At 32.5% G+C, this 17,386-nt stretch carries 16 protein-coding genes; 12 read left to right on the top strand and 4 right to left on the bottom strand.

The genetic code is table 11. The features are described from left to right. Positions 1-186 precede the first annotated feature (186 nt). The 4 genes from GYV61_RS09885 (at position 187) to GYV61_RS05780 (ending at position 4,097) form a co-directional block, all read left to right on the top strand. Positions 187-249, top strand: coding sequence for a putative holin-like toxin (locus tag GYV61_RS09885; protein WP_366125402.1), 63 nt, complete (start codon positions 187-189; stop codon positions 247-249). 514 nt (positions 250-763) lie between these two features. Continuing rightward, on the top strand, positions 764-2,347 hold the full coding sequence (locus GYV61_RS05770) for an ATP-binding cassette domain-containing protein (protein ID WP_174795123.1): 1,584 nt from the start codon (positions 764-766) through the stop codon (positions 2,345-2,347). 628 nt (positions 2,348-2,975) lie between these two features. After that, positions 2,976-3,038 (top strand): putative holin-like toxin, encoded by a 63-nt coding sequence (locus GYV61_RS09890; RefSeq protein WP_366125402.1) that lies wholly within the window; start codon positions 2,976-2,978, stop codon positions 3,036-3,038. 576 nt (positions 3,039-3,614) lie between these two features. Beyond that, complete coding sequence (locus tag GYV61_RS05780) at positions 3,615-4,097, top strand: hypothetical protein (protein WP_174795124.1); 483 nt, start codon at positions 3,615-3,617, stop codon at positions 4,095-4,097. 393 nt (positions 4,098-4,490) lie between these two features. Here GYV61_RS05780 and lepB (GYV61_RS05785) read toward each other — a convergent pair whose 3' ends face one another. Beyond that, a complete protein-coding gene (gene lepB, locus GYV61_RS05785) occupies positions 4,491-5,063 on the bottom strand; it encodes a signal peptidase I (protein WP_174795197.1) in 573 nt (190 codons plus the stop codon). A 735-nt stretch (positions 5,064-5,798) separates the two neighbouring features. On the opposite strand from lepB (GYV61_RS05785), the gene GYV61_RS05790 reads away from it, so the two are divergent. From GYV61_RS05790 to GYV61_RS05825, 8 genes are all read left to right on the top strand, one after another. Then, positions 5,799-7,385, top strand: a complete 1,587-nt coding sequence (locus tag GYV61_RS05790; protein ID WP_174795125.1) for an ATP-binding cassette domain-containing protein — start codon at positions 5,799-5,801, stop codon at positions 7,383-7,385. Positions 7,386-7,614: 229 nt separating this feature from the next. Then, entirely contained in the window at positions 7,615-7,881 is a 267-nt protein-coding gene (locus tag GYV61_RS05795; RefSeq protein ID WP_110446663.1) for a type II toxin-antitoxin system RelB/DinJ family antitoxin, read from the top strand. Between the two features lie 18 nt (positions 7,882-7,899). Beyond that, complete coding sequence (locus tag GYV61_RS05800) at positions 7,900-8,277, top strand: type II toxin-antitoxin system RelE/ParE family toxin (RefSeq protein ID WP_174795126.1); 378 nt, start codon at positions 7,900-7,902, stop codon at positions 8,275-8,277. 441 nt (positions 8,278-8,718) lie between these two features. Further along, positions 8,719-9,321, top strand: a complete 603-nt coding sequence (locus GYV61_RS05805) for a rhodopsin (RefSeq protein ID WP_174795127.1) — start codon at positions 8,719-8,721, stop codon at positions 9,319-9,321. A gap of 161 nt (positions 9,322-9,482) precedes the next feature. Continuing rightward, positions 9,483-10,187, top strand: a complete 705-nt coding sequence (locus GYV61_RS05810) for a rhodopsin (RefSeq protein WP_174795128.1) — start codon at positions 9,483-9,485, stop codon at positions 10,185-10,187. 10 nt (positions 10,188-10,197) lie between these two features. Next, positions 10,198-10,833 carry an ATP-binding cassette domain-containing protein gene (locus tag GYV61_RS05815; protein WP_174795129.1) on the top strand — a complete coding sequence of 212 codons (636 nt, stop codon included), beginning with the start codon at positions 10,198-10,200 and terminating at the stop codon, positions 10,831-10,833. Next, positions 10,823-11,347 (top strand): hypothetical protein, encoded by a 525-nt coding sequence (locus tag GYV61_RS05820; protein WP_174795130.1) that lies wholly within the window; start codon positions 10,823-10,825, stop codon positions 11,345-11,347. The genes GYV61_RS05815 and GYV61_RS05820 overlap by 11 nt, the downstream gene beginning before the upstream one ends. A gap of 10 nt (positions 11,348-11,357) precedes the next feature. After that, on the top strand, positions 11,358-12,146 hold the full coding sequence (locus GYV61_RS05825; protein WP_174795131.1) for a hypothetical protein: 789 nt from the start codon (positions 11,358-11,360) through the stop codon (positions 12,144-12,146). Positions 12,147-12,194: 48 nt separating this feature from the next. Here the strand turns inward: GYV61_RS05825 and lepB (GYV61_RS05830) are convergent, their stop codons facing one another. The 3 genes from lepB (GYV61_RS05830) to GYV61_RS05840 all read right to left on the bottom strand — a co-directional run bounded on the left by lepB (GYV61_RS05830) (position 12,195) and on the right by GYV61_RS05840 (position 16,955). Then, positions 12,195-12,851 (bottom strand): signal peptidase I, encoded by a 657-nt coding sequence (gene lepB, locus GYV61_RS05830; RefSeq protein ID WP_174795132.1) that lies wholly within the window; start codon positions 12,849-12,851, stop codon positions 12,195-12,197. 337 nt (positions 12,852-13,188) lie between these two features. Then, on the bottom strand, positions 13,189-14,634 hold the full coding sequence (locus GYV61_RS05835) for an SLAP domain-containing protein (protein ID WP_174795133.1): 1,446 nt from the start codon (positions 14,632-14,634) through the stop codon (positions 13,189-13,191). Positions 14,635-15,602: 968 nt separating this feature from the next. Continuing rightward, complete coding sequence (locus tag GYV61_RS05840; RefSeq protein WP_174795134.1) at positions 15,603-16,955, bottom strand: FAD-dependent oxidoreductase; 1,353 nt, start codon at positions 16,953-16,955, stop codon at positions 15,603-15,605. Positions 16,956-17,386: the final 431 nt, after the last annotated feature.

Below are 17,386 nucleotides of genomic sequence, written 5' to 3' on the forward strand. Positions count from 1 at the left end.
ATTGATTTGGCAATAATGCTTTATAGTTATTCAATATGCAAACAGTATTTGTTATAATTAATTTAGAATTCAAGCAAATTGTTTTGAGGGCGGTTGGCTGTTGATCCGGAAAGGAGATGGTGCCTATGGCACGAAATCTTTTAGAAAGAGAAGCAGTTAATGAGCGTTTACCAGGCATTACAAATAATGTTGGCATTCGCCACGTTTATTATTGTGTTGTTGGATTATATCAATAATCACAAGAAATAAAAAAGACCGTCCCAATAATACTTTAGCTAGTTAGGGATGGTCTTTATCTCTCACACAGCTAACCGCCTTTAGAGCGGCTGCTTGTTTTCAAAGAGGTCTTGTTAGCGCAAGGCCTCTTTTCTTTACAATTACATTATATCATGACTGAATTAATTTTGCACAAGTTGACTGAGTCAGGGATTGCATGTTGCCATTTATAATCGTTTTTTTTACAGTTACAAAATAGGATTAAGGAAAAAATTAGTGCTAACGGGAAATTGTTCAGTATAAATATTAAAATAAAATAAAATTATCTTATTGACTTTTAAAGATTAAAACCTTATTATTTTGGTTATCTAATATTTGTTTTTTATTAATTTAAAAGCCTGAGTTTTAATAATTAAGCTAAAAATTTCTTTACATGGCTTATTGGACAAGCTTAAGAGCAATATTGAATTTAAAAATGAGTATACATACTATAAGTGAAGAACTAGACTAACAAAATGCTATTTAAAAAATATTGAAAGGGAAAGCTATGATTATAAAATATTCAAACCCGTGGAGACTCGCCTTGTATGTCTTTTTTGCTCTTTTAAAATCACTTCAGGTTGTTTTTGTTGCCTTCATTTTTCAAAAATTTATTGATTTCGCCCAAAAGCCTCAAGGCAGCTTAATCAAGCTGACTGTCTTTGCTGTTTGTGGTCTGCTAATATTTGGAATAGTCGGCGTTATATATCAGTATTTCTATTATAAAATTATAGAAGAAATTAATCTTAACCTAAAAAGTGCATCTGCCAATTATTTAGTTAATAACTATGCTGGCCATAACGAAATTGACAGTTCATTTATGACCAATGACCTCAAGCAAATTGAAACTAATAGTATTGAGGCAGAGCTTTCAATCATTTCTGATTTAATTCAATTTTTGGCAGCTGTAATCTCTGCATTTGTTAGTTCTTGGATTATTGCGCTGGTATTTTTAATAGCTTCATTTACTCCTGCCGTTATTCAGTCTTTTTTTGGCCCTAAGATCGAAAAAAATTCTGAAAAGTGGGAAAAATCCAATAGCAACTATACCAATACTGTTATTGAAACTCATTCTGGAGCGGAAATGGCTAACATCTATGATGTTCAATTTTCAATGGTTAACAGGCTGATTAAAGCGGCGAAGCTGATGGAAACGGCTCTTTTCAAAACCAATTGGACTAAAGGCATGTCTAATGAGATGACTATGATAGTAGCATATATTTTCAGTATGTTCCTTCCTTTTGCCATTGGTATTAGTTTCATTGTTAGCGGTCGGCTGACTTTAGGCACTTTTATGATGATTTCACAACTGGCTAATAATTTTATTAATCCTGTAGTTGGTATTTTTGGCTCAGTTAACGATATTAAAACGGCAAAACCGATTTTGCAAAAAATCAAAAAAATCGACTTGCTAATAAAGCCGCAGGGTAGCAATACTGCAACTGCTCCAGACACTTTCCAATCATTACAATTGACTGATGCTGGAGTTAGCCAGGGTAAACAGAAAATTTTTGCCAATGTTAATCTAAAAATTGATTCCGGAGAAAAAGTTCTCCTGCAAGCTCCATCAGGTTGGGGGAAATCAACTTTACTGAATGTATTAATTGGTATTCAACAACTTGATTCTGGATCTTATGAAGTTAATCATTCTGAAGTAAATGGTAATTGGGCAAAATTACACGAGTACTTCTCCTTTATTCAGCAAAAGCCTTTTATTCTAGATGATACATTAAAATACAATATTACTTTAGGTCGGCATGTATCTGAAGAAGACTTAAATTATGCTGTTGAGCAAGCCGGCTTAACTGATCTCGTAAACGAAAAGGGCTTGGACTACCAGCTTGGGAAGGGTGGCAGTAATTTATCTGGTGGTCAAAATCAACGAGTTGAAATTGCACGAGCATTAGTATCAAAAAGACCAATATTATTGGCTGATGAAGCAACTTCATCTCTTGATCAGAATTTATCTTTGCAAATACACCAAACTATTCTAAGTGAGTTTAAAGGAACTGTGATCGAAGTTGCTCACCACATTTCAACCAACGAAAAGGAAATGTTTGACCAAATAGTTGACTTGGCAAAGCAATCTTAATTCCAAGTTATCGTGAAGTATGAATCTAGAGAAAAAATAAAAGAATCTTATAATTTATCCTGCTGATGACTTATCCATGTAATAAGCTGTTAACAGGTTTTTTATTGCATAAAAAAGGTGGATATATTTCTCTTGCTCCTTGTAATACAATACCAACACTTCTCAATTTTTCTTATCGTAGACAATAGTATTAGATATACTGCCGGTAAAGTAGAACTAATAGGAAGAATGCATATTATGGAACTGAAAACGAATTTTTTCTTTAATCTCATATAATTACCTTAAAAAATAATTTACCTTGATGTCATAGAATAATAAATTTGATAGGCTTCCACATAGGTTAATGCTAAGCTAATGAATTAAAGCTGAGCTGGAACTATTTAAATTTAAAGGTAGATAAAAAATAACTTCCCTGTAATATGGAAGTTAATCAAAATAAGCTATTGATTTGGCAATAATGCTTTATAGTTATTCAATATGCAAACAGTATTTGTTATAATTAATTTAGAATTCAAGCAAATTGTTTTGAGGGCGGTTGGCTGTTGATCCGGAAAGGAGATGGTGCCTATGGCACGAAATCTTTTAGAAAGAGAAGCAGTCAATGAGCGTTTACCAGGCATTACAAATAATGTTGGCATTCGCCACGTTTATTATTGTGTTGTTGGATTATATCAATAATCACAAGAAATAAAAAAGACCGTCCCAATAATACTTTAGCCAGTTAGGGATGGTCTTTATCTCTTACTCAGCTAACCGCCTTTAGAGCGGCTGCTTGTTTTCAAAGAGGTCTTGTTAGTGACGAGGCCTCTTTTCTTTATGATTACATTATAGCATGACTGAATTAATTTTGCACAATGGGCTGAGTAATGAGTGGAATCTCAATTAATAAAGTATCTTACAAAGAAAATCAGGTGAGTTTTCATAAAAAATCTAAATAACCACTTCTTTGTGGCTATAAATAGTAGTTCAATGAAAAATCAGAATTACATAAAGAACAATAAAATGTTAAAAAATCAATGAAAACTCTACAAATATTATATATACATGGAAACCTTTCTGCTAAACTTACAATTAAGGACATAAATTTCTTAATAAGTTAGTCTAAGTGATAAAAAATATAGTCACATAAGACTTAAAACTTTGATTTCTTTTTATTAAAATTAATGACTAAATAGGACTGACTTTTAGCGATTAAACATCCAGGATTTATGTTAAACATGTGAGTAATTGACGCATTCTAAAAAAACTAAAAGTGGGAGAGCTTTTTATGGAAATTATGATCTGCTATGCCATTGTTATGATATTCATACCTGTTGGAGCTCTAAGTTTGTTATATATGATTTATATCGTCTCAAAAGCTTGGCATAAACGTAGTCTGGAATTACGAAAAGAAATCGCAGCGTTTACAGTTGAGCTTTCAGCACAGCCTGGAATTGAAAGAGAATTGATAATGATAAATGTCTGCCCGTTTATTGCAATTATTGCTCTAGGATTAAGTTGGGTTTGTTTTACATCAGATGTTGGTATTCTATGTATAGGAAATTTGATTTTTATTGCCGCCTTATTAGCAGAAATATATATGAGTGCAGATATAATTAAAAAAATAAGAAAGCAGTTTACAAGTACTTCCTATATTCATAATGCAAAACGGGCAAAATTAGTATGGCGATTATATGTCACTAGCCGCGTTTCTTTTATAGTTGGTTTTACTGCAGGTACTTTCTTTATCTATTCAGTATATGGCTGGTAGACGAAACTGAATTGTGAAAAGCTTTAAGCAGAAGATACAAGTTCTGCTATTTTTTCAGATTGCTAAAAATTCAATTTATTGCCAATTTGACCGACTGCTCAAATTAAAAATATGAACCATGATTAGATTAATAAAATGATAGACGAATCTACTACTAAAACCAATATAAATTTTGGCTAACAATTCGTGATAGAATGGGTTAATTATGACAGAAAAAGATAATCAATCAAAACGACTTTATCAGATGAACGCTGCTCAGTTCTTTAAAAATTTGCATGGGTTACAACGCCGAAATTTTATTTTATCTGGTTTAGATAATTTAGTCATAAAAATAACCCCAAATTTGTCCTAAATTTGGGAGTCACTTCATTTAAACTTTTGAGACTTACTTTTTTAATATGCCCTGATTCTATTAAGTGGCCAGTAGCGATACTTGACTACACCTTCTATTTTGCTTCTGGGGATGGCTCCTATATAGCGACTGTCCTTTGAAACACTTCTATGGTCACCCATTACGAAATATGAACCTTTAGGAACCTCATTAGTTTTTTTCATTTTTTTCAGTTGCGCAGAGGAATAGATACTTTTGTATTCTTTAGTTTTAGCCAAAGACCGAATTGAGAAATTTTCCGTATAAGAATATTTCGTACCATAAAAGCCATCTTCATTATCTGTAAGCTTAAAGCCGGGCTTTAAAAAGTCCTGATTTATTTTTTTACCGTTAACATAAATTTTATTATCTTTTGCAGTTATAGTGTCACCTGGCAATCCAATAATTCTTTTGATATAAAAAGAATTGCGTTCATCAGGAGCTTTTAAAATAACAACTTCGTTTCTTCTCAATTCGCTATTTCGATCGGCTATAACTTTTTCTTGATTTTCAAAAGTGGGTTGCATTGAGATCCCAGATACAGAACACTTAACTATTAAATATTTTGTTAGTAAAAAGTTACATAAAACAAAAATAGCAAAAAAAAACTATTACATATCTTAGAAATTCGTAGATCTGTTTTGATTTTTCTTTTGTTTCGTTATTTTGATCGTTTTTCATTATTCAGTCCCACTGCTTAAATTAATATTAATGTAAAAATTATAGACTTATAAATAATAAAAAGTCAAAAAATTTTTTCAATTACTATTAGCTTAAGTAATGTTAATTGAAATAGCTTTTCCTAATTTTATATAGTCATTCAAACTAAATCCTTAATATTACTTTTTCATAAAATAGAAAGACTATTTTTGCATAAATGTTCAAGCAAATCAATCCTATCCTTTAATGCTCTTACTTAACAATAAAATTAGCTCTTTTTTATTTTGCTGATTAAAATCAATAAAAAAACTGAATTTATCTATGATGCATAAATTGGGCGTAGTGGATAGAAAATTTGTCTGCGGCTACCTCTGTGAATAAGCTTGTCAGTCATAATCTGTACAATCTAAAAATAGCTTATGAAATACTCCATAATAGTTAAATTACTTCTTAACTATTGTGTGGAGTATTTTTAGTATCTAATAATAACCACTTAGTTTTAAAAAAATACCTCTTAGAAAATAAATATATACTTTAAAATAAAATTATGATTAAATTAAAAGAACAAACAGTAACGGGAAAGATTTAAACAAGATAAATCATATTGCTTCTATGGAAACAAGACCATTTTAGCAAAATATGTTAAATATAAGTGAAAGGTAAAAACAATTATGAAAAAATATTTTGATAACAAAAGCATAATCCTATGTTTTTTGTTAACTCTAATCGTAGGTCTTGATACTCCTTTTAATACGTGGTCTTACTCGCAAATCTTTGCCATGGTTGAAGCCGGTGATAAAAGACGAGTAGTTCTTGAAGTCTGTTTGATTGTTCTGATTATTTTCTTATTAACTGTTGCCCGCTATTTTTACGAGAGGACATTAAATCGGAACATCTACCTCTTCAATAAAAACGTACGCAGTGATCTGCTATCTTCAGATTTTGTTAAACAGCAAGGACCAGTTTCTGATAAGCTGTCGTTTGTCACCAACGATTTAGAGTTGGTAGAAAATAATTACGTTAAAGAAGTATTTAACTTAATTACTTGTGTTGTTAACCTGCTACTTTGTTTAGCTATGGCAATAAATGCAAACTTTATTCTAACTTTAGTTTTCATGCTTTTCTCAGTTATTTCCGCAGTTGCTCCGGAAATTATGGCCAGACGGGTTATGGAGAGTTCTGAAGCTTGGAGTGCTAGTGTTGGTAAGTATACGGGATTTATGTCGGATTATCTCAAGCACATTGACTTAATTCTACATTATAATGCAATGCCTTTCTTTTTACTGAAAGGTAAGAAGGCAATTACCGAAACCGCTGCAGCCAAACAGAAACGGGAAAATACGATTGCCATGAGCAATTTACTGGCTGGGATTCTGGCTTATTCCTTATCATTTCTGCCCATCGGAATTGGTATTTTATTTGTTTTAGACAAGCGCTTGCCCCTTTCTTCCTTTATCATGGTTCAGTATTCCAGTTCTTGGATCGTGAATTCTATCTTGGCAATCAACCAGTCAATGACAACGATTAACTCGGCCAAACCCTTGTTAACAAAACTGGCTAATATCAAGGAATTACCACAGTCCGCTCTCAGTGACGAGATGACCACAATAGACTTTAAAGACTTGCAGCTCAATGATGTGAGTTTTGGCTATCAAAATAAGACTATTATTCAAAATGCCAGCTTGACAGTTAATCGCGGCGATAAAATTCTGCTAACTGGTCGTAGCGGGCAGGGTAAGAGTACACTGCTCAAATTAATGGCCAATATAATCCATCCAAATAAAGGAACCGTTGAACTCGTTGAACCAGATGGCAAGGCTATTACTCCACAGCCCGACTACTTTGGAGAAGTCAACCAGGATTCCAATATTTTTAACGATACCTTGCGCTTTAACTTGACTTTGGGACGCAACTTTTCTGACCAAGAAATTGAATATGCTATTCAAAAAGCGGGTTTAACACCATTAATGCAAAAGATTGGTCTTGATGCTGTAATTAAAGAAGACGGAACTAACTTGTCGGGTGGAGAAAAGAAACGAATAGAAATTGCTCGTGCCTTTTTATACAATCGCAACTTTTTACTGATTGATGAGGGTACCGCATCTCTTGATCCCCAAACTGCACATGAAATCCATGAATTGATATTGTCTTCCAACTTAACCGTAGTTGAAATTGATCACCATATTCCGGAAGATTTGCAAAGTAAGTTTACGCGTTCTTACAAGTTGGAAGATAAGAAGCTAAGCCTGATTAGTTAAAAGTATAGGGATAAAGTAGACCGGATTTTAACTGTTAATTTAATGATTTAGTTATGGCAAAGTAATTAAGTCACTATTTAAAAATAGCGGGGTTTATCAAAGCTTTAAACTGCTTAACATTGTGAAAAGAATGATCAATAAAGGAAATTATAAATTCACCTGAAACAAGAAAAATTATGTAATTGACCATGTGTGGCATTCAACGTACAATGATAATGAGGTGATAAAAATGGCTAGAATAGAAGCTAGAATTGATCCAGCTATCAAAAATAAAGCGAAAACAGTACTTGCCAGCCATGGCTTAACAATTTCAGAATTTGTTAGAATGACGGTAACTACTGTGGCTAATCAGGGCTTACCAAAATATTATTCTTTACCTAACCAAGAATTAAACAGTTCGTTAGAAGAAATGCTTGATGATTTATCTGGAAAAGAAAAGCTGCCAGAAGCTCATAATTTTAAAGAATTAGAAAAGTCACTCAATTCAAATGAATAGTTGGATCTTATATGATAAATGGATAAAACAATCAAATATACTAAGATATTTAAAAAGCAGTTAAAAAAGCGAAGGCAGGATCCGAAATGGCATTCTGTATTTAATGGATCTCTTCCACAAGAGCTTGATAATCAGGAACGAAGTCCTTGGAAATTCATTATTCAATGTTTGATTGAAGATAATAAAATACCTAATTATTTTCATCCGCATGCTTTGGAAAATTTAATCAATATAAAGAAACAAATTAAAAAACAACTAAGCGATAAAAGAGCAACAGTAATTATTCTGGAACTTCATTTTGACGGTCATAGTGGTGACCATTTATTAGTATATGCTCCTATACAAGAAACAGTTTTTTTAATTGGTATAGGAAGGCATAGTGAATTATTCAAATGAGGTATCTATAAGAGTTAGAAAAAAAGTTATTCCAAGCCAATAGAAAATACTCATTTTAATATGATATACAACCAAAATTAAAAAGAAATAGAAGAAGGAAAATAATAGCTAACCTTTTTATTAAAATGCCCTAGAAAGTTAATCAGTTGATTAACGCCTAGAGCATTTTTGCTTTAATTAAAGGAATTTAATATTTTAATTCTACTGATCGTATTTTTTAAATCCTATACAAGTGGTAGTATTGGTGTAAACTATTTCATTTTTAAGAAGTGCGTGTGTAAACAAATAAGGAGAGAACAATTGCATTCTAAAGCGGTAGACTCAAAAGCATCTCTTGTAAATTTATTTTGGGACCAATTTTTATTTTTGTGGCAACTAATAAAAGCACGCTTTCTTTTTTGGTTAGGCTTAATAAACTTTGTAATACTGATGCTGAAATTGATGCCTAATTCTGCTATAGTTCCTCTTTTTTTCATGGGTGTTGATTTTAACGCTGTTAAATCAGGCCAAGTTATTTTGCCGGTTTTCTGGTTTGTTTATTTTGTAGTGCCGCTATTGATAGTCTTAAGCGGTTTTAAACAATTGTGGCAAGTAAGAGGAATGCAATTGCGAGGGCTGCGATATTCACCCTTAAGTTTCGCTGTAGTTAATGTTGGGTTAATGGGATTGATCACCCTCATTTATGTGGCACTAACAGAAGGAATCATGGCTTTAGTGACTGATTTTTCCTGGCTAAAAAATTTTAAACTAATGCAATTTCACGGATTATCAGCTTTATTAGTACTGGTCATTAATAATTTTTTAGGAATATTTCTGTTGTTGATAATTCAGGCCACTATCGGTCGCTTCAATGCTCCACTGGGCATAATTATTCCATTTAGTTGGCTTATAATGACTGTTTATACCACTTGGAAATATAATCCGCTCAATAGTTTAATGTTGCTGCGGGTCAATAAGAAAAATATTCTGTTGTTACTAGTTACAACGCTATTAATGACAATCGTCTATTTAATTACTAATCGCTATAGTGAGCTGGATTATTAAAAGTCTAATTCTACTATTTTTAATAATACTAAAATGGTATTATGAACGTATAGAATTAAACGATAATTAAAAAATAAGAAACAAAAACTGGCTATTTATAATAGTCAAATTAATTTATCTTTATTGTTACGGCTATCCTCACTCTTAAAAAGAAGGTCTTTATGAAACGTTTGTTTTGGAATCAATTACTATATTTATGGCAAATAATCCGCTTCCGTTTTATTTGCTGGCTAAGTTTGATTTGCTTTTCAATTATTTTTCTCAGTGCGCAGCTAATTAACAGTCCGCATACTTCTATATTTAATCTTTTCTTTGCCGATACCAGTCAAGATACATCTTTTAATTTTATTTTGTGGCTGGTTTATTTCTTGATACCGCTGCTTATTGTGCTAAATAGCTTTAAACAGCTTTGGCAAACTACCATTATGCACCTAAGAGGATTACAAATTCCACCGAAAAATTTTACTGTTGCCACTATGTTATTAATGGGAGTAATAGCTTTTGCCTATGTGTTTGTTACACTTTTAGTTATGTTGCTTGTTACGGCTTTATTTAAATTGCCCTCTTTGTCTTTTTTTGATTTAACTGACTGGCAGGCGATCCCGCTACTTTTTATCAACAATTTTTTGGGAATATATCTGATGCTTCTTTTGCAAGGTACAATTGGAAAGTTTAATTCGGCATTGGGTCTGATTATTCCAGCTTCATTTTTGATAATGACCTCTCTTTTAAAATGGCAATTAAATCCTTTAAATAACTTGATAATTATGAGATTTAATTTCCCTGGTTTTTTATTATTATTGCTGGCAACTTTGATTATGGTGATTGTTTATGGGATTATTGACCATTTCTTTAGTGTAGATTAAGGAGTAAAAAATGGGTTTTATTGAATTAAAGCAAGTAGGAAAAATGGTGAAAAGACGGCCACTATTGCATGATGTTAGTGCAGATATTCCAGAAGGCAGTATCACTGTTTTAGAAGGAATAAATGGTTCTGGTAAAACGTTAATCTTAAAAGCAATTTTAGGTTTAATAAAAACTAGTGGGGAAGTCATAGTTAATGGTAAGAAGATGAAGGTCCAAGAGCCTTATCCAATTAAAGCGGGAATTTTAATTGAAAATCCCAGTTTAATAGAAGAATTTACTGCTTATAAAAATTTAGAACTATTAGCGAAATTAGATCCGGATATTCAAGAAAAGCAGATTAATGATTTATTGGCGTACTTTGAGTTAACCAGGTTCCCTAAACAAAAAGTTAAGAAATTTTCACTGGGGATGAAGCAGAAATTAGGAATTGCACAGGCTTTTCTTGGAGCCTATCCGTTAATTGTTCTGGATGAACCCACCAATGCGCTGGATCATGAAAGTATTGGTAAATTAATCAGATTGATTGATGGGTATAACCATAAAGGTTCAACCTTTGTTATTGCTTCGCATGATCATGAATTTGTAAACAAAGTCGCCACACAAAAGCTATATGTACAAGAAGGAACAATTAATCATGAAAAATAAAAAATTATTATGGAGCTTTTTGATGGTGATATTGATTGTAGTTGGCTGCGTGGGCTTTTATCGCTACCGCCAGGTAAACGCCCATCCTCAGCAGTATGGTGTGACTAAAGAACAGCTTTTTCACAAAAATGAATTGGTAAAAGCCTATCACGTTAACTTTATTGTTCATGAAGCTGCAGTTAAGAAAAGTAAAGATGTTGTACAAGCCAAAGTCAAATTTCATATACGTCAAACTGGCCAGCCATTCTATGGCGAGAGAAAAAACAATCCTAATTTTATAGAAAATATGTATCTAAATAATCCTTATGGTACAAGCAATCCCTCGGTAAAATTGTATGACAAAAGTCACCACAGTATTAATCCTTATAAAGCATTGGAGAATGGCAAGCAGCCTTTTACAATGGACTTTACTATTCCGCGCTATTCATATGACATGCGCAATCAAAAGTTACGTTTCAGTTTCTTGGTACCAGCTAAAAAGCACTATGTTAAATATTCGCTTCTGCTAGAATAGGGAGAATAAAATGAAATTTTTGTGGTCACGTTTGAATAAATTATGGTTGTTTTTGGCATTGGTTATAGGAATAAGTATTAGCGTTGTACAATGCATTGTTTCTGCGTCTAAAAATATTCCTGCGACAAACTCACCTTATACTATGTGGATGTCAATAGATGGATTTACTTTTGTTCCTACTATATTTTTTATCTTGTTACCTTTAATAGCGAGTTTACCTGCCAGTACATTATTAAAAGAAGATTTTACCAACGGCTATTTTTATAAATTAAAGATGGGGAAGTCCATTAAACAAATCTTGTTAGGATACCTAGAAATCGCATTTATGACAGGTTTTATTGTGATTGCTGTTCCTTTACTGTTTAACTTCTTATCTTGGTTTATGATATTACCTAATGTTAAGCCCGATAACTTACTTAATATTAATATTGGTGCTAGGAATTTTACTATGCTGTTTGTCTCCCTTTATTATTCCCATCCATTTGTCCACGCTATTTTGTCAATTATATTTTCTTCTCTTTGGGGTGGATTATTTTCTGTATTCGCAATGGTTACTTCTTTGTGGATTAAAAATAAGTTTGCTGCCATGTGTACAGGTTTAGTTTTGCAAATAATTTTATTATTAATGAATGCAACTATCCATTTGCCATACTTTATAAGTTATTCACCTGCTGATTTCTTACGCGAACTCCCTGGGATTATGACTAACATCTATGTGGTGGTGTTTATGACTGCAATATTATTATTTTATTGCATGATTATGTTTCATTTAGATGAAAAAAGATTAGCAGAGTTATAAAAAGTGAAAGGAAAAAGGATTAAGACCTAAATTTGGACTTAATCCTTTTTAATATACTTTGATTCTGTTAAGTGGCCAATAACGATACTTAACAACACCTTCAATTTTACTTCTAGGAATTGCACCTATATAACGACTATCTTTTGAAACGCTCCTATGATCTCCCATTACAAAATACGAGCCTTTGGGAACTTTGTTAGTACTTTTCATTTCTTTTAATTGAGAAGGGGAATAAATACTTTTATATTCTTTTGTTCTTGCTAAAGAACGAATTGAAAAGTCAGCAGTGTAAGAATATTTTGTACCATAAAAGCCGTCTTCATTATCCGTCAGCTTAAATCCTGGCTTTAAATAGTCTTGATTTATTTTTTTGCCATTAACATAAATCTTATTATTTTTTCCAGTAACAGTTTCACCGGGTAATCCTATAATTCTTTTTATATAAAAGGAATTACGTTCATCCGGAGCCTTTAAAATGACAATTTCATTTCGTTTCAATTTGCTATTGCGATTAGCTATAACTCTTTCTTGGTTTTCAAAAGTTGGTTGCATCGAGATGCCAGATACGGAACATTTAACTATCAAATATTTTGTCAGTAAAAAATTAATTAAAATAAAAATCGCAAATAAGACTATTGTATATTTTAAAAAATCGTAAAATTGTTTTGTTTTCTCATTTTTTTCGTTATTCTGATTATTTGCCATAAGTAAGTCCTTACAAATAAAATTACATATAATATAACTAGCCTGTGATTAATAGATAAATTATAGGCAGATAAATAATTAAAAGTCAAAATAATCTAAAAACCAACCTAAAATTAAACAAATAACCTATTTAGATGATACAAACTTCTCCTAATTTTGGAGATCACAATCTATATCAGATCATAAGGCTAATTTCTGTTTTTATTGTAGATAGCAAGTGATAGTTATAAAAAATTTGCAGTCAAAAAAGAACCAAGACAAAACAAAAAGGACTAACTTCGTTAAATATCGGAAGTTAATCCTTAATTGAAAATCTATTAAACAGAGTAAAAAGCATTTAGAATGGTTTCGTTAGTACTAACTCACTATTAACTTTTAATTCATCGGCTGGAAGAAACCAACTATTCTGTTGATTCTTTAAGGTGAGTGTAATTTGTTTAACCTCTTGCAGGCTGGCTGTATTTGAACTATTAATTTGCTTTGCATATGCTAAAGCTGCATCATATGTTTCATGTCTGTATTGCTGATAATTCTCACTTGCTTTAACTTTTTCATCTTGATTGATTGCTTTTTGCAAGTCTTGTTTATCAGTTTCAGTAGCTGCCTTGGCATCTGTTTTGGCTTCATCTACTGTATTAACAGGCTTTAACAATGGTCCAGAAACAAATTTGCTGTCAGCTGCTTTAACAAAAGTCATACTGTCTTTGTTAATTGTCTGGAGAGAAATGTCACTCACAGTTGTATTTGGAGCAAGGTGGTAATATAACTCAGCCTTGTTTTCCTTGTTATTCCAAATGTATAGTACCTCATCAACGGGTATGAAAGTGCCTTTAGCAAAAGAAGTAGTTGCACCGTTTATTGCCGTTAGGTTTGAACGAGCCTGTCCGTTGGCATCATAAGCATCAGTATTCTTGCTGGCAGAAACATAAGTATAATATGTATAGTTTAGAAGCTGCTGTCTTGGCTTTTTATTTACTATAGATGTGGCGAAAAAACCTGTCTTTGTTCCGCTTATGCGATAACTAGCTCTGTATGATGGTCCAGACAATACTTGAGAGACGCGATCAACTTTGACCTTTTCTCCAGGTTTAATACTTGTACGCTCTTTACCGGTGCCAACCCGTATAGCACTAGTTGTATTAACTTTCACACTTACATCAGTTGTGTAAAGTGGTTTATTATCTATCTGCCCAACATTGGCCGCATTAACATAGCCACCGGCTCCAATATTGTAGTAATATTTACCACCGATTTTTTTATAAGGGAGCCATGACTGATTATAGTTGTCATCATTGACTAAGAAATACTGTTTGCTATTCCGGTCAATTTTTTCTACAGAGCCAGAGTATTTCAAAGGGGTTCCTTTGCGCAAATGTGTATTCTTTTTACTGCCACGGAATTTGTATAGCCGTTTACCATTCTTATCGTAAACATAAGAATTGTAATTGAGCTCCAAGTTGCCATCTTGTACCTGTTTGTTAACAACACCAACATTAGCCGCCTTAACGTAGGCACCACCGGTTAAAGGATAGTAGCTTTTACCATTAATCGAAGTTGTTTTGGCATTACCGTTTACGGTGGCGCCCATACGCAATGTCCCTTTACCGTTATAATAGGTGCGCTTGCCCTGAGCCGTATAAACATAAGAATTATGATTCAACGTGAGAGTATCAGTCTTAGCAGCTAATACTTCTGTATTGCTTGGTATTACTGCGGGTAGCATAGGACTAATAGCAAGAATGCTTGCTATGGAAGCATAAACGAACTTTTTGTTTAATTTCATGTAATCACCTCAAAAATACTGATTAAATATCTACTAATCATTATAGAGCAGTATAGCTGTCTTCGGTTAGGCTTTCAAAGAGATTAATACTAATTAATGAATTGAAAATAAGCTAAAATTATTTAAATTTGAAGGCAGATAAAAAATTGACTTCCCAAGAATAGTGAAGTTAATCAAAATAGAATTTTAATTTAACTGTAGTGCCTCATGACTTTCTAGATAATTTAGTCATAAAAAAGTCCCAAAGTTATACAACTTTTGGGGCTTAGTACAATATCATGCTATTGTAGGAATTCTAATTATTACACTGTTTTACTTTTTAAACCTTTTCCTTATTTTTGGATTTCACTTCAAAAAAATACATAACAAACGTCCAAATAATTGAACTAATTACACACCCAGCAATATTTCTCATTGTAAAAGTATTTTGGGGATCCATTAGCCACCCTATAAAGAAGATTAATATCAGAAAAGAAAAGAATTCCCAAATAAGTTTATAAATGCTTTTTTTCATTTTCACCACCTCTTAATAATTGTATCATATATATATCATTTTAGTATATACCTGTTCATAAATTTTATATGACTGGTAATGTTAATCAGATAGACGTAGGCGATACCTATGTTAATGCAAAAGATGCTAAATTGGTTTATCGCATCAAATTGAAGCAAGGCAACATAAAAGTAAAGGCATATATAAATTAAGTGAAAATTTATCAAATGATGAAATCATATTTAGGGTTTTTTAGTCATTTTCAAGCAGTAGTAACTCTAAGAATAAAAAAGACTGTCCCAATCATACTTTAGCAGGTTAGAGACAGTCTTCTATTTCTTAATCAACTTCCGCTTATCAAGCGGCTAATTATTTTTAAAAGAGCTACAAAACTTCTTTTTCTTTATTAAATTTGCTAAACATAGTAGGACAATATAATGGGTATTTCACAAGGTTTAGCACCTATCAAAATTAATTAAAATTTGTGTAAACCTAGCGCATGTTGTGCAGCCAAATTCAAGATATTCCATTGCCGATCAAAACTTGGTGAAAAGAAAAAGTCTTGCTCAGCTAAATCTTCTAACGTTAATTTATGACCAATTGCTAAACTTAAAACATTTCCTTGAGCAGTTATATCATATTTAGACATAACTGCACCTCCAAGAATCTGATGAGTGTCCTTATTATAAGTTAAGGAAATATATCCTAACGGATTATCATCTGCAGGAATAAAGTCTGGACGCAAATGATCGATGTAGATGCTAGTTGCAGCATTAATGCCGGCAAATTCAGCAGATTTTTGTGGGAGGCCGCTAACTACCGCACGTACATCACCGAACTCTAATAATTGGCCACCAACTAAACCTGGGAATGGCCGGCTTGGCTTTTTCTCAAACAAATGTTTTACTAAATAATTTGCTTCATGGCGAGCAGCAACTGCCGATGGAATTGGCATCCTTTTATTAGCCGGGATTGACAGTGGCCAAATAGCATCACCCAAAGCATAAACGTCTTTTTGATTAGTCCTCAAATATTCGTCTGTTTCAATATAACCACGTTGGTTTAAATTAATAGTATCTTTAAGCCAGTCAGTATTAGCAACAATGCCTGCAGCGACGATAACTAAATCAGCTTTAATATCACCATGATCAGTTTGGACTAGGTGATCATTGGTAAAGCCAGTAACTTTTGTATTAAGCTTTAAATCGACACCCTTGTCTCGCATTTCTTGTTCAAAAACATCGGTAAAGTCTTTTGAAAAATAATTAGCCAAAATATGGTTGCTGGCATCAACCAAGGTCATGTTTTTACCAGCTAAAACACCAGCTTCAACGGCAGCGATTCCGTTACCAGCACCCACCACAACGATATTTTTAATTTCATCATTATGAAGAGCTTCATTGATCTTTTTAGCCCAACTGTAGCCCCGCATTAAATAAACATAATCTAAATCTGCTCCTGGAATTGGTAATTGGAGTGGATCAACTCCTGGAGACAAGATTAATTTATCATAATTAACTTCTTGAGTCTGATCAGTTTGGGTATTTTTAATTGTAACTTGCTTATTCGCCGGATTTAAGGCAACTGCTTGCGAATTATTAACGACCTTACCACCTAATTTTTCCAAATCAGCAGGTGAAAAATTGCGTACATTATCTTGTCCGGTAGTTTTTTCTTCTAAAAAGAGCTTCATTCCGCAAGACATAAATGAAACAAAGTCACTTGCTTCATAAATAGTGACATCAAGATCTTGATATCTGTCTAATAACTCGATAGCTGCTTCATGACCCGGATGAGAAGCACCAATGATAACTACTTTTTGATTCATAGAAAAAATCCCCTTTTTATCAATATCTGAAAGCGCTTGTAGCACTTTACTGTCTTCTATGGTAACACAAGAAATACGTTAGTTATACAAAGATGCACTAGTATAGCTAATTAGTTTATATATTAAAACTTATAAAACAATGAAAATTATGACCGTATAAATTGACTTTGCAAATTTCACTAAATATCAAATTTGCTGATAATTTATGAATAAAATACGGCCAAGTAAATCATTTAAAAGTATCCAGAAAGTAGTGAAAGGGAATGACGTTAGAAAAAGCATGTCACGTGAGGATAAAAATTTGATACAAAAATTCATTATAAGCTCCTTTTATGTTAGCTTAAAAAAAGGTGACATTCCATTATATTACTGGTATATATCTGTATAATTAATTTAATGCTATATGATATCAGTATTTTTGTATATAAAAA

The sequence above is a fragment of the Lactobacillus melliventris genome (assembly GCF_013346935.1).
Lineage (GTDB): Bacteria > Bacillota > Bacilli > Lactobacillales > Lactobacillaceae > Lactobacillus.

Coding starts and splice junctions, on each gene's coding strand:
- GYV61_RS05780 (WP_174795124.1), top strand. CDS start 3,615: ATGGAAATTATGATCTGCTATGCCATTGTTATGATATTCATACCTGTT.
- GYV61_RS05795 (WP_110446663.1), top strand. CDS start 7,615: ATGGCTAGAATAGAAGCTAGAATTGATCCAGCTATCAAAAATAAAGCG.
- GYV61_RS05820 (WP_174795130.1), top strand. CDS start 10,823: ATGAAAAATAAAAAATTATTATGGAGCTTTTTGATGGTGATATTGATT.
- GYV61_RS05810 (WP_174795128.1), top strand. CDS start 9,483: ATGAAACGTTTGTTTTGGAATCAATTACTATATTTATGGCAAATAATC.
- GYV61_RS05770 (WP_174795123.1), top strand. CDS start 764: ATGATTATAAAATATTCAAACCCGTGGAGACTCGCCTTGTATGTCTTT.
- GYV61_RS05825 (WP_174795131.1), top strand. CDS start 11,358: ATGAAATTTTTGTGGTCACGTTTGAATAAATTATGGTTGTTTTTGGCA.
- GYV61_RS05800 (WP_174795126.1), top strand. CDS start 7,900: ATGGATAAAACAATCAAATATACTAAGATATTTAAAAAGCAGTTAAAA.
- GYV61_RS05835 (WP_174795133.1), bottom strand. CDS start 14,634: ATGAAATTAAACAAAAAGTTCGTTTATGCTTCCATAGCAAGCATTCTT.
- GYV61_RS05805 (WP_174795127.1), top strand. CDS start 8,719: ATGCCTAATTCTGCTATAGTTCCTCTTTTTTTCATGGGTGTTGATTTT.
- GYV61_RS05790 (WP_174795125.1), top strand. CDS start 5,799: ATGAAAAAATATTTTGATAACAAAAGCATAATCCTATGTTTTTTGTTA.
- lepB (WP_174795132.1), bottom strand. CDS start 12,851: ATGGCAAATAATCAGAATAACGAAAAAAATGAGAAAACAAAACAATTT.
- GYV61_RS05815 (WP_174795129.1), top strand. CDS start 10,198: ATGGGTTTTATTGAATTAAAGCAAGTAGGAAAAATGGTGAAAAGACGG.
- GYV61_RS05840 (WP_174795134.1), bottom strand. CDS start 16,955: ATGAATCAAAAAGTAGTTATCATTGGTGCTTCTCATCCGGGTCATGAA.